At 53.0% G+C, this 12,577-nt stretch carries 10 protein-coding genes; 6 read left to right on the top strand and 4 right to left on the bottom strand.

Annotation, left to right across the window (positions count from 1 at the left end; all coding sequences use genetic code 11):
• Positions 1 to 116: 116 nt before the first annotated feature.
• The 3 genes from RDV48_08085 to RDV48_08075 all read right to left on the bottom strand — a co-directional run bounded on the left by RDV48_08085 (position 117) and on the right by RDV48_08075 (position 3,083).
• A complete protein-coding gene (locus tag RDV48_08085) occupies positions 117 to 1,925 on the bottom strand; it encodes a radical SAM protein (protein ID MDQ7822734.1) in 1,809 nt (602 codons plus the stop codon).
• 224 nt (positions 1,926 to 2,149) lie between these two features.
• Positions 2,150 to 2,491 (bottom strand): STAS domain-containing protein, encoded by a 342-nt coding sequence (locus tag RDV48_08080; GenBank protein MDQ7822733.1) that lies wholly within the window; start codon positions 2,489 to 2,491, stop codon positions 2,150 to 2,152.
• A gap of 172 nt (positions 2,492 to 2,663) precedes the next feature.
• Positions 2,664 to 3,083 (bottom strand): YtxH domain-containing protein, encoded by a 420-nt coding sequence (locus RDV48_08075; protein MDQ7822732.1) that lies wholly within the window; start codon positions 3,081 to 3,083, stop codon positions 2,664 to 2,666.
• A gap of 110 nt (positions 3,084 to 3,193) precedes the next feature.
• Between RDV48_08075 and RDV48_08070 the strand changes: the two genes are divergently transcribed.
• From RDV48_08070 to mtaB, 6 genes are all read left to right on the top strand, one after another.
• Positions 3,194 to 3,925, top strand: a complete 732-nt coding sequence (locus RDV48_08070; GenBank protein ID MDQ7822731.1) for a S24 family peptidase — start codon at positions 3,194 to 3,196, stop codon at positions 3,923 to 3,925.
• 123 nt (positions 3,926 to 4,048) lie between these two features.
• Complete coding sequence (locus tag RDV48_08065) at positions 4,049 to 5,068, top strand: FecR family protein (protein MDQ7822730.1); 1,020 nt, start codon at positions 4,049 to 4,051, stop codon at positions 5,066 to 5,068.
• A gap of 24 nt (positions 5,069 to 5,092) precedes the next feature.
• Positions 5,093 to 7,237: an adenylate/guanylate cyclase domain-containing protein gene (locus RDV48_08060; protein MDQ7822729.1), complete on the top strand. Its 2,145-nt coding sequence runs from the start codon at positions 5,093 to 5,095 to the stop codon at positions 7,235 to 7,237.
• Positions 7,238 to 7,246: 9 nt separating this feature from the next.
• Positions 7,247 to 8,872 carry a cyclic nucleotide-binding domain-containing protein gene (locus RDV48_08055; protein MDQ7822728.1) on the top strand — a complete coding sequence of 542 codons (1,626 nt, stop codon included), beginning with the start codon at positions 7,247 to 7,249 and terminating at the stop codon, positions 8,870 to 8,872.
• 52 nt (positions 8,873 to 8,924) lie between these two features.
• Entirely contained in the window at positions 8,925 to 10,499 is a 1,575-nt protein-coding gene (locus RDV48_08050) for an ATPase, T2SS/T4P/T4SS family (GenBank protein MDQ7822727.1), read from the top strand.
• A 6-nt stretch (positions 10,500 to 10,505) separates the two neighbouring features.
• Entirely contained in the window at positions 10,506 to 11,756 is a 1,251-nt protein-coding gene (gene mtaB, locus RDV48_08045; protein MDQ7822726.1) for a tRNA (N(6)-L-threonylcarbamoyladenosine(37)-C(2))-methylthiotransferase MtaB, read from the top strand.
• Here the strand turns inward: mtaB and RDV48_08040 are convergent.
• On the bottom strand, positions 11,749 to 12,567 hold the full coding sequence (locus RDV48_08040) for a hypothetical protein (protein MDQ7822725.1): 819 nt from the start codon (positions 12,565 to 12,567) through the stop codon (positions 11,749 to 11,751). The genes mtaB and RDV48_08040 overlap by 8 nt on opposite strands.
• Positions 12,568 to 12,577: the final 10 nt, after the last annotated feature.

Here is a 12,577-nt window from a genome sequence, read left to right as displayed (position 1 = left end):
CCCAGAGAGCTTCTTATTGCATTGAGAGTACTCGGCCCATCACCGAAGGCTGGGGAAAGGGCGGCGCAAAGAAGAACCAGCGTTATAATTGACTTGAAGGCCATCTGTTTCATAGGCTATTGATAAAAATTCATATAATAGTGCTTTTCGAGCTTTTTGTAGAAAGGGAGAAAATAGTGGCTCACCAGCGATTCCACCTCGGCCTCAGGCTCAAACCTCTCCCTGAACTCAGAGGCGATGGCGGCAAGGCTCTGCTTTCCGCAGCTTCGCCTGTAGATAAAAATCTGCCGGGGGTCCTGAAGTTTCATGGAACGGGTCGATCCCCGCAGCAAAAGGCTTCTCCCTTCATTATCGTATTCCAGGAGGGCCAGAGTCCTCATGGGAATGATTTCATCGAGGGAGCGCCTGCCAAAATCCTCGATACGAAAAAAGCGGGGGCTGCCAAGGTGGAAGAAATACTTGTTCAGAGCCTCGTGCTCACGGAGGTAACTATACCGGAAGGAGGTAAGGCCATACCGTTGAGCCCACCGGAAGTGATCGCAGACCCTCCTGTAAGGAATTTTCCCGCAGGTGCGCTTCATCACCTTGTCAATCTCCCGGTGAAAAATCTGCCTGAGCACCCTGAGACGCTCTATGGAAAGGGATTTTGTCGCGCATGAAGCTTCAAGCGTCGAGAGATTGTCAAGAAAAAGGGGATCTTTTACTATTATATCAAAATCCGATGGTCTCATGGAGATTTCCGTGCCAGGGTAAGGGCAGAAAAAGCCCACGCCGGTCTCAAACACGCCGGGGGCCATCTCTATGAGGTGCCTGGCGAAATCAATGCTCTTCCTGACGGTCTTCTCCGTCTCAAAAGCCCCTCCCACGATGAAATGGCCCACAAGGGACATACCTCCAAGCCTGGCGGCATGGGCCACCAGGTCCTCCACTTGGCCAAGGGTGATCCCCTTCCTGTAAGCGTCAATGACAGACTGATCGCCTGACTCGATGCCCACCTGGAGCCTTATGAGGCCTGCCTCCCTGAGGGTGTCCAGCAGATCGGGGGAGCGGGAGAAGATATCGGCACGGCCTTCGCAGTAAAAGGCAAAATCTCTTTCTGACTTCTTCCGATACTCGCCGAGAAGCTCGCAGATCTTCCTGACTCTCGGGGGATTGGCCACAAAGGTGTCGTCGCCCAGGGAGAACACGTTGAGATTATAGCGCTCAAGATTCTCTGTGATCTCTGCTACCACATGCTCAGGCGACCGGAAGCGGTAGCGCCTTCCATGGACCACCTGGAAACAGAATGCGCAGCCAAAAGGGCACCCTCGACCCGAGGTGATGGTGAGCACCTGGGGACGGCCGACGCTTGTGAGGGCATGATCGGGAAGGGGAAGGCTGTCAAGATCCTCGATGAGGGGTGCCTGAGGATTCTTTAAAACCTGGGCACCGCTCCTGTAGATCATGGATGGGACTCCCCCGAGGGTCCCCTCTCCCCTTACCAGGTATTTTGCATAGGCCACGATCCCCTCCTCGCCCTCTCCAGGGATAAGGGCGTCAAAAAAGGGCCATGAGAGGAGCTCTTCGCCCAGCGCCGAGGCAAGAGGCCCCCCTGCAATTATTTTTGCCGAGGGAACCCATTTCTTTGCCTTCCTCGCGAGATCCTTGACGGGGAAAATATTGTCAGAGTTGGTGTAGAAGCCTATGACCGAGGGGCGGGAAGCAGTGAAAAAGCCCTCGATGTCACTGAGGGAGAGGCTGAATAAATCAAGCGGCGTGAGGACTTTCACCGTGAAGCCTTCACGGTGCAGCACCGCAGCGAGGGAGAGAAGCCCGGGATTTCCCCGGGCTATCAGGTAAAAGCTGTCCAGGTGGACAAGCACTACGTCATAGGCTGCCTCTTTTCGCCTGAAGCTTTCAAGAAGCTCTTCTATTCTTTTTCCCACGGCCTGCCGCTAACCTCTCCCGCAGTATGAGCGTGCAAATAAACTGGTGCAAGTGTGCTGGATATACTGACGCGCATTATACCCTCAAGTATAATGATGCCATCAGGTATGCTCTGGAGTATAAAGATGCCTCACGGGAGGCCAATCCAGAATTACAGGCGTTCGTGCAAGAGGTACGTTGCGAAATAGTTCACATTCCCTTTTCAGGTGCGCCTGGTGACGGGCTATGATATGCTTGCAATCGCCTCTTCTTCGCTTTTATAGATACCGAAAATCTTCACCAGTCCCGTGATGTTGAAAATCTTCTTTATCTGGGGATTGGTGCAGATGAGGCTGATGCTTCCGTTGTGCTCCCTCACCTTTTTGAGCGCACCGATAAGGACCCCGAGACCGGTGCTGTCAATATACCTTACTTCTTCCAGATTAATGATGAGCACATAGTTTTCTTTCTCTATCAGCTCATTGATTGTCTCTTTTACCCTCGGTGAAGTATAGACATCAATCTCGCCCTGTACCTCTATGACATAGCCCTTCTTCACCTGTTTCGCAACCACCTTGATATCCACGTGGCGACCTCCCTTCTCGCTGCAGAAAATCTCTCTTCGCCCTGCCCGTGCAATTGGTAAAGGAAAAGAAAGAAAAAAGCGGTCTTTTTTCTTTCTTGTAACCCTTCACCCTGACCGGAGCGCCTGGCGGAGCCCCCGGCATGAATGAGTGCTTACAGAAGCTCACTGCCCATTATTCCTGGGCACCTGCGGCATCTTCCTTCGCCTCACCCTTGTCACATTTTTTCTTCGTGAGTGATTCCTTGATTTCCTGGCCCTTCTCATCCACAAAGTGATGAGTCTTCTCTATCCACTCCTCGGCTTCTTCCTTGAAATCCTTGCCATACTTCTCGAGCTTCTTCCTTACATCCTCAGCCTTCTCTTTGATCTGTTCCCTTGTCTGTGTCCCGGACTGAGGGGCAAGAAGAATAGCGATAGAAGCTCCCACAAGGGCACCGACAAGCAGGCCCAGTATAAAATTGACGCCTTTTCCTTCTTCCATTGTTTCACCCCCTTCCTCTTCTGCAGAGTTACGATAAATATGTGGCATTGAAATCTCTGTATTGAAATATACTATTCTACCTGCATCGACTCTTTCCTTTCCGCTTTCCATGAAATAAATCTCATGGGAAGGGGCGGAGGCCTCCAGGACATTTCAGGCAGGGAAAAATCTCCCTCTGGAAAAAGAAATTAGGAAGAGAACTTCCGGAGAGAGAACCAGTCATGGAACTTACGGAGATACAGGAGAGAATCCTCAGCTTTATCGAGGAAAGGGTCAGGGAAAAAGGCATACCTCCCTCCATCAAGGAGATCGGGAGCAGCGTGGGCCTTTCCTCAAGCTCTTCGGTCCACCACCAGCTCCAGAACATTGAAAGGCTCGGCTACATCAGGCGTGATAAGACTAAGTCCCGCTCCATTGAGCTTCTGAGAGGCTCCACCTCTTTGCCGAGGTCACCAGAATCAGTGGAGACAGTAGCGCCTTCTCCTCAAAGCGACAGGGAATCAGAAACAACGGCCCCGCTCTCCTCTGCCACGCCGCCTGCCCATGACCGCAGGCTCGGCGAGTATCCGCTGGTCAGGTTCGACGCCGAAAACGGGTTCAGCCCTTTCTGTGCGAGCACTATCGCCCTCCCCACGGATTTTGTCGGCTATCCCGATGCCTATCTCATTGCAATGGAAGGCGACGCAATGAAAGAAGGCGGAATTCTGGACGGGGACCTCTGCGTGGTGAAACATGCTGAAGAGGCCATGGAAGGCGACATAATAGTCGCAAAGGTGGAGGAAGGGATAGTGATAAGGACCTACCGAAGCCGCGGAGGCTACCCGGTCCTCGAGCCCCAGAACGCCAGGATGCGCCCCATGATGGCCAGGGAGGCCCTCATCGTGGGAAAGGTCATCGGCGTCATGAGGCACCTTGAGGGAAAATATCCCTGCCCCGCGCAGGAAATCCCATGAAAATGTCGTAATTGGGAATGATTGGTGATTGAGAATCCATTCCACTGTCCATTGTACTAAAATTCCTTCCCGCACCAAGGTGTGCTGTGCTATAATGAAAGTACCACTATGAGGGGGTGCACTATGAAAAAATTGAAAATGATGCTCGTCGCGATGCCGATCCTGGCCCTGATGTTCGTGCTGCTTGCCGGGGCTATTCAGCCGGAGTGGAAGCTGGTGGTAAAGCTTTTTGGCACTGTCGAGAGCCAGAAGCAGAATTCTGCCGACTGGATTATGATAAACCAGGCTCGAGAGCTCAAAGATGGAGACAAGGCCCGGACTCTTGCGGATTCCCGCGCAAAGATACAGCTGGCCGATCAGAGCGTCGTGACTCTGGGCTCAAACACCAGCGTTGAGATTGCCCAGTTCCAGCTCAAGGAAAACAAGAGAATCGTCGAGCTCAAGATGACCCTGGGAAGAATCAGGGCCGATGTCTCAAAATTCTTCAAAGGTGAATCGAGCTTTGAAGTAAAGACCAAGAAGGCGGTGCTTGCAGCGCGCGGCACTGATTTTTACGTGGATGTCCAGGAGGTCGGCGATGCTCCACAGAAGCCTGACTCAACGAGTGCCGCGGGCCTGGTGGCTTCGCTTGGGCCCCTGATCTCAGACGGGGAGACGGCTCAGGCACCTGGTAATGCAGGAGAAAACGTATATCTTGCGGTTTACGAGGGATCTGTGCAGGCTACTGTAGGAAATAACACCCAGACTTTCTATACCGGCCAGACAGGCCTTATCACCCCCCAGGGAAATATCATCTTCAACCCGCCGCAGCCCCCGCCACCCATTACCGGCGGGCAGGGCTTCTCCCATGACCAGGACATGCGCAATGAGGGCCCCGGAGGAGGACCAGGTGCTCCCGGAGGGACCCAGGGCGCCATGCAGCCTCCCCCGCCGCCGGGACCTCCCGAGGATCAGGGCCATATAGGGGCACCGGGCGGTGGTCCTGGCGGGAGTGCACCGCCGCCTCCACCGGTAGGAGGCCCTCCGAGCGGCGGGATTATCCAGCCGCCGCCTCTTCTCACGCCTTCTGAGGGCACAGGGGTGAATATTATTGAGAATGTCATCAACAATAACACGGGTACGCTCCATATCAACATAAGGTAAGCCAGGCTTCAGCCTGGAGAGGTTATGAAGGTCTCTCTCTTTCAGAAGTCGGCCTTTACAAGGAAGGAAAAGCAGAATTCCTTCCTTGTTGTATTGTGTTTTGCCTTTGTCATCCTATGCTTTCGAGATTTGGTAAAAAAATATGAATTGGATATTCAAGATACCTTTTTTAAAATGAGGGCCAAATCCAATGAATTTGAAAACTTTGGAAGAGAGCAAACAGATTTCCCCTATACTCTTGTTTTGCTTGATGATAAGAGCCTGAAAGAGATGAAACTCTCATGGCCGGTGCCGCGTTCAACCTATGCAAAACTTATAGAAAAAATCGAGAAGTTTAAACCAAAAGCGATAGGGATGGACTTCATTTTTCCAGACTACGATGACACCGCATACAGGAACTTCAAAGAAATGATGAATACATACCATAAACTCAAACTAGAATATGAAAGTATCAATAACCTTAATAGAACCATAAGAAGTCCATTTATCCTAGATTTCAGTAAAAATTTCAATAATTTTGATGAAATTCTCACCAAATGGAAAGAGACACAACCCTCTTATCAGGATATGGTTCTGTCAGAAACCCTAAACAGATATGATAACATTATTCTTGGTCAAACCATCCAGGAAAGCTCTCCGGACAAACCCGCCGAGATAGCTCCCCCTGCCCGAAGTCTCACTGATGGATGGTCTGCTGAAAAAAAAGAGAAAAATATTGGTTTTGTAGATGCAGGTCTCCACGAATCGGAACGTGGTGATATCATCAGAGATGCTTGTTTATTGAAAGAAATTGACAGAAATGTCTATTCATTTGACCTTCTATTATGGTCAAAACAGCACAACTTGCCACTTGAAAACATTAATCTTTCGAAAGACAAGAGCACTCTGAACCTTGGAGTTTTTAATGTTCCTCTTCAGAATGGAAAACTAAAAATCAACTACTTTGGTAAAAAATGGGAAGTCGTGAAAGCAGGAGATGACACATCTACTCAGTCATATGAAAAAATACTTTATCCATTCAAGGCCGTTGAGAGAAATGTGGTCGAGTCGTTCAATGATATATTGAATGTTGAAAATGAGAAAACACTGGAACGTTGCCTGAAAGATAAAATAATATTGGTGGGTGTATCAGCAGAGCAGGCTTTTGAGAATAAACCATCTCCTATAGGGCGTATCACTGGACCTGAAATTCATCTCAATATCCTGCTCACGCTCTATTTCAAAAAATTTCTAAGAGAACCACCTTTATGGGCTCGTATTCTCTTTGTTCTGATACCAGGATTGCTCCTGGCGCTAGTTATGCCCTTTTTGTCAATAACGGGAGGAACTGTTCTTTTCTTTTTATTATTTGCAGCAATCTTCCAATACTCTCTTTGGGACTTTTCCCATAACGGCATTATCCATAGAACAGCTGCATCGCTCATTATAGTGCTATTCGCTTATTGCGCCACCACCATCCAGCACTTCATCGTGACGCAGAAGACCAAGAACCGCCTCAGGCAGATGCTCCTTGAGCTTGCGCCGGTGCCCGAGCCCGTCCTCGAGAAGATCATGCACCGCTACCAGGGGCAGGTCACCCTTGGCGGTGAAAGGGTTGAGCTCTCCATCCTCTTCTCCGATATAAGAGGATATACCAACCTTTCGCAGAATCTAGAACCAACGGAGGTTATGAACACGCTGAACGAATATTATGCCGCCATGGGAAAGTCATACAAAAAGAACGGCGGCATGGTTTTCGACTATATGGGCGACGGGCAGATGGTGGTCTTCGGAGCCGATGAGACAATCAGGGAAAATCACGCGCTGATGGCCTGCAAATCAGCACTGGAGATGCAGAATGAGCTTGCCAGGCTCAACGAGCACTGGGTAACGCAGGACAAGCAGCCTCTCGAGATGGGTATAGGCGTCAACACTGGACCGGTATCGCTCGGCTTTCTCGGCTCAGGCTCACGGAAACAGTTTGCCGCCATCGGCGATACGACAAACGTAGCCTCAAGAATCCAGGGGCTCTCCCAGAAATACATGGCGCCTGTCATCATGAGCGATACAACCTATGAATTAATCAAGGCTCACGTCGTGGTAGAAAGCCTTCCCGCCACGATAGTGAAAGGGAAGACCGAGCCCATCAAAATCTACAAGCTGGTGAATATAAAAGAGGGAACTAAATAAGGGAACACCATGCAGAGCGACGCACTGAACACCCAGACCATGGAAGAGCTTGAAAAGGCAATCTCTTCAAGCCCCCTCTTTTTTTCCCTCGAACAGCCGGTCATCAGGTCGATAGCGACCCTCAGCCAGACCGTCTCCTTCAAGGCGGGAGATATCATTTTCAGGGAAGGAGACCCCGGTGACAGCTTCTATCTTATTAAGGAAGGCCATGTCAAGATAGTAAGGATGGATGGCGACCAGGAGCTCGTCATGGCCATCCTTGACCCCCCCGAGGGGTTCGGCGAGATGGCCCTTCTCATCAAGCAGCCCCGGACAGCTACGGCAAGAGCTTCAGACGACATCATCCTTATCCAGATAAAGAGGAGCGACCTGGAAGGGCTTGTACGGAATCACCCGGAGCTCCTCATCCAGCTCAACAGGCTCATGGCTCAGCGTGTCTCGCTGCTTGACGAGAAGCACGAACAGAAGCACAAGTTCCGCTCAGAATACAGGCTGGAGCTTGACCCCGCCATCCTGGACCTTCTCTTCCAGCTCAACGAGGTGGCCGGCGGCCCCGAGCAGGTGCAGCACTGCAAGGAGACGGCCATGCTCGCCCGCGAAATGAGCAAGATACTCTGCCCGATGGTCCATGAACAGCTCTTTTACGCCGGGTACCTCCACGAGATAGGGAAGATCTCCCTCTGCAACGATCTCGTCAGAAAGGAGCGCGCAGGCAAGGAAGAGCTCACCGACGATGAGAAGGCGCAGGTCTCGAAAATATTCTCCACTGCCGTTGAGATACTGAAGCCCGACAAGATCCTTTACGAATCGGTGAGCTTCATAGAATACCTGGAGCGTGAATCCTACCTCCTGATGCCCATTGAGACGCAGATCCTCCAGACTGCCGATGATTTTCTGATGAAAATCTCCCGGAACTACCTGGCCGTCAACCCTCAGGAAGCCCTGGCCCAGATCAAGGATGGCTGCGAAACCCGCTACAATCCCAAGGTCGTCGCCGCCCTCGAGAAGACCGTTGAAAAGTTCAACTCTCTCAAGGTGGAAAAACAGCTTGTCTTTATCAAGCAGATGAATATCGCCCTCGACTTCAAGGACCATTATACGCTGAGCCACTCAATCCACACAAGGGAGATGTCGGAGAAAATCGGCACGAGAATAGAGCTCTCCAAGAGGGAGATGGAGTTCCTCCGCTACGGGTGCGAGCTCCATGATGTGGGCAAGATTTACATCCCCACCAAGATTCTCGTGGCACCGAGGAAGCTCACCGACGATGAGATGGAGATCATGCGCAGGCACGCCACATACTCGGCGCAGTTCTTCCAGGATATCCCGGGAATGGATGAGCTTACCAACATCATCAAGCATCACCATGAGCGCTGGGACGGGAAGGGTTACCCCGACGGCCTTGCCGGCGAGGAGATCCCCCGGATCTCAAGGATAATGGTCATCGCCGACGTCTACAGTGCCCTCACCACCAAGCGCCCCTACAGGCTTGACGATAAGGGAAACAAGGTGGGCTTCTCGAACACCAAGGCCCTCGAGATAATGGAAAGCATGCCCGGCCACTTCGATCCTGAACTCTTCGACATATTTAAGAAAATTATCGTCGAAGAGGAGGAAAATCCCGAGAAAAAGTAAAATTTAGCCATGGCGGCCCTCACCGAGGGTTTATTTTGCCATGGAGATTACAATGGACCAGACATCAACCAAGGGTACCGCACCAGACAATGCCGAAATGGAGGCAAAAGCCCGTTCCATGCGGGTTCCCTTCGTAGATATCTCCCAGGTCCAGCTCGACAAGGAAGTGGCCATGATAATCCCCGAATCCATGGCCCGGCGCTATTCCCTCGTCTGCATTGACAAGAAGGATAAAAAGATCACCCTCGGCATGGCAGACCCCCTCGACGTCTTCGCCATAGACGACGTGCGCTTCAGGACAGGATACGATGTGGAATCGGTGCTCACCAGGCAGGAAGACATCGAGTCGGCCCTCGACTATGTCTACGGCGAGGACACAAGCTGGAAAGAGGTCATCTCCCTCGTGGAAGACACGAGCCTGGAGCTGAAAAAGGAGGAAGAGGGCTCCGAGGAGGAAGTGGTCATCGATCAGCCCGTCATCAGGCTGGTGAACATGATCATCACCCAGGCAATCGAGAAAAAGGCAAGCGACATCCATATCGAGCCTTTTGAGGGCGAGCTCCTCATCAGGTACCGCATTGACGGCATCCTTCACGAGGTGATGACGACGCCCAAGTCCCTCGTCCCCGCCGTGATCTCCCGTATCAAGATCATGGCAGGCCTCAAGCTTGACGAAAAGCGTATCCCCCAGGACGGCCGTATCCATATGAAGATCCGCGACCGCGACCTGGACCTCCGCGTCTCCACGTGCCCCTCGCTCCATGGCGAGGACGTGGTCATGCGTCTGCTGGACAAAAAATCCATGCAGGTCGATCTCACCAAGCTCGGGTTCCGTGAGCTTGACTTTGCCAACCTGAACAAGCTCGTCTCACGGCCCAATGGCTGCTTCCTCGTGACGGGGCCCACAGGAAGCGGCAAGACCACCACGCTTTACTCTGCTCTCAACAAGATAAACCAGCCCGACATCAAGATCCTCACCGTCGAGGATCCCATTGAATACAACCTGAAAGGGATCATCCAGGTGCAGACCCATGCACGGGTGGGCCTCACCTTTGCTTCAGCCCTGAGGGCATTTCTCCGCCAGGACCCCGACATCATCATGGTCGGCGAGATCCGCGACAAGGAAACGGCCACTATCGCCATCGAGGCGGCGCTTACAGGCCACCTTGTGCTGTCAACACTTCATACAAATGATTCCATAGGCTCGGTGACCAGGCTGACTGATATGGGAGTGGAGCGTTTTCTCATCTCTTCGACAATGCTCGGCGCCCTGGCACAGCGCCTTGCAAGAACAGTATGCGATGCGTGTGCCGAGCCGAGGCCCCTCCACCCCGAACTCAAGAAGCTTTTCGAAAAATACGGTATCCAGGAGAATGACGTGAACATGCGAATAGGCGCAGGGTGCCACATCTGCAACATGACGGGCTATAAGGGCAGGATGGGAATTTACGAGCTCATGGTCGTCGATGACGAGATACGGGCACAAATCGTCAACCATGCTTCGGCAAAGGAGATGGAGATCGCTGCGAGGAAATCCGGCTTCATAAGGCTCTTTGAAGATGGCCTGATGAAGGTGGCCCAAGGCAGGACCACTTACGAAGACCTCTGCAGAATCACCGCTGACTGAGCCGCCATGGAGCAGCGCGCCACCTTCAGCATTCACACCCTCGGGTGCAAGGTCAACCAGTACGAATCAGAGAAAATAAGGGAAACCCTCCTCTTAGCAGGCTACTGCGAAGTCCCTTTTGGCGCCCCCGCCCAGGTGCAGATCATCAACACCTGCACAGTCACCCATACCGCCGACAGAAAATCAAGGCAGAAGATCCGTTCTGCCCTCAGGGCGGCTCCCGGGGGGACCGTGGTGGTCACCGGGTGTGCTGTGGAGCATGACAGCCCGGGGATAAAAACGCTCGATGAGAGGCTCGTCATTGTGCCGCAGAAAGACAAGGAGAAAATCGCTTTCACCCTCACCCCTCCGGCCATTACTTCCCCCGAGGTGCATCATTCCCCGAGAACAAGGGCAATGCTCAAGATAGGCGATGGCTGTGATCATTTCTGCTCATACTGCATAGTCCCCCACGTGCGGGGAAGGATAAGAAGCCGCCTTCCCGACGAGGTGGAAGAGGAGGCTGAAAAGCTTGCAGGCAGGGGATTCCGTGAGATTGTGCTGACAGCCATCCACCTGGGAGCCTATGGTCGTGATCTCCCCGGGGGGGAAAGCCTGCCCGGCCTCATAGATCGGCTTGCCCGCCGCTTCCCCTCATTGAGAATACGTCTCAGCTCAATCGAGCCCCAGGACTTTTCAGAGGACCTCCTCGAGGTGATGGAGCGCCACAAGGCGCTCTGCAGGCACATCCACCTTCCTCTCCAGCACGCGAGCCCCTCTGTCCTTGAGCGGATGGGAAGAGGCTATACCATCGAGGAGTACCAGCGCATTCTTGAGCGCATTACGGCAAGGATCCCCGACGTGGCCCTCACCTCCGACATCATTGTGGGATTTCCCGGCGAGACTGAAGCTGATTTTACGGCATTGTTCAATTTCATCGATAAGGCCTGTTTTTTCAGGATTCACGTCTTCAAGTTCTCTCCCCGCCCGGGGACGCCTGCAGCCCATTTCCCCGGCAAGGTAAGAGAGGACGTGAAACAGGAGCGGAGCGCTCTTCTTATAAAGAAAGGCGTGGAGCACGGGGAGCGCTTCTGCCGGCGCTTCATCGGAGAGACCCTCGAGGTCCTCGCCGAGGGCTCATCGGGGGGCATGCTCCATGGCTTGGCGGGCAATTATATCAAAGTCCGCTTCAGGGGAAAAAAGAGGGATCTGGGCCGCATCATACCTGTGCGGATCAGCAATGCCCTGGGCAGCGAGCTCTCAGGCTCGGTCACTTGATGCCATAACTTGCTTTAATCTTCAGGGCAATGCGATCCACTGCCTCACTTCGTGATTTTATGGCTTGCGCATCGGCAGAAAGAGTGGTAAGCCCCGAGACATCACCTGACGAAATAGCCCTTTTCATGGTGGAGAGGAGCTGCACGCTGGTATTCAGGACCTCCAGGGTCTTCTGCTTGTGTTCCTGGCAAGCCGGAGGGGCGTTCACATTGGCGATCTGATCACGGACCGTGGAGTACGCGGACAAAAGCTTGTCCATCCCGGACATGTCACCGCCCAGAGTAGCCTTTACACACTCCTGGGCAAAGGCCTCGGGGTCGTCCCAGGTCTTCGCTGCTGAGCTTATCGCATCGAGCTGGTTGAAATAGTTCACCACCTGGGCCCTCGCTTCAGGGGAGACTTCAGCGGTCCTCTGGGGAGCCTCAGGGTTCCGGGCCGGCTGGGTAAAGCGGTGAAGCACCGGGGGCTGGGTGGCAGGAGGCTGGAACGCCTGCTGGGTGCCTGAGCCCTGGACGGAATATTCCGGCGGCACCTGTGCAGGAGGCTGGTAGTTCTGCGGCGGCTGGTAATTCTGCGGCGGGACATTGGGATCAGTATTCTGCTCTGCAGGCACAGGGGTTATGAACTGGGCTGCCACAGGGGTGGCGGGAGCGGTCCCTCCACCCGGCGTCACCCGGGATTGTGCTGCCGAGCGGCCCGACTCCCTGCCCAGCAGAAAGGCAATCGCCATGATAGCTGCCACAAACATAATCACCCCGAGAACCAGAAGCTTCGTGCTTATCTCAATTTTACTTTCCCTGTGCTCTTCCACGCCGCACCTC

This window comes from Candidatus Eremiobacterota bacterium (assembly GCA_031082125.1).
GTDB lineage: Bacteria > Vulcanimicrobiota > CADAWZ01 > CADAWZ01 > Ess09-12 > Ess09-12.
This window is presented reverse-complemented; position numbering and strand designations above follow the sequence as displayed.

Excerpts from the sequence above, each read along its gene's own strand:
- RDV48_08060 (MDQ7822729.1), top strand. The coding sequence starts at position 5,093 with ATGAAGGTCTCTCTCTTTCAGAAGTCGGCCTTTACAAGGAAGGAAAAG.
- RDV48_08070 (MDQ7822731.1), top strand. The coding sequence starts at position 3,194 with ATGGAACTTACGGAGATACAGGAGAGAATCCTCAGCTTTATCGAGGAA.
- RDV48_08065 (MDQ7822730.1), top strand. The coding sequence starts at position 4,049 with ATGAAAAAATTGAAAATGATGCTCGTCGCGATGCCGATCCTGGCCCTG.
- mtaB (MDQ7822726.1), top strand. The coding sequence starts at position 10,506 with ATGGAGCAGCGCGCCACCTTCAGCATTCACACCCTCGGGTGCAAGGTC.
- RDV48_08075 (MDQ7822732.1), bottom strand. The coding sequence starts at position 3,083 with ATGGAAAGCGGAAAGGAAAGAGTCGATGCAGGTAGAATAGTATATTTC.
- RDV48_08055 (MDQ7822728.1), top strand. The coding sequence starts at position 7,247 with ATGCAGAGCGACGCACTGAACACCCAGACCATGGAAGAGCTTGAAAAG.
- RDV48_08050 (MDQ7822727.1), top strand. The coding sequence starts at position 8,925 with ATGGACCAGACATCAACCAAGGGTACCGCACCAGACAATGCCGAAATG.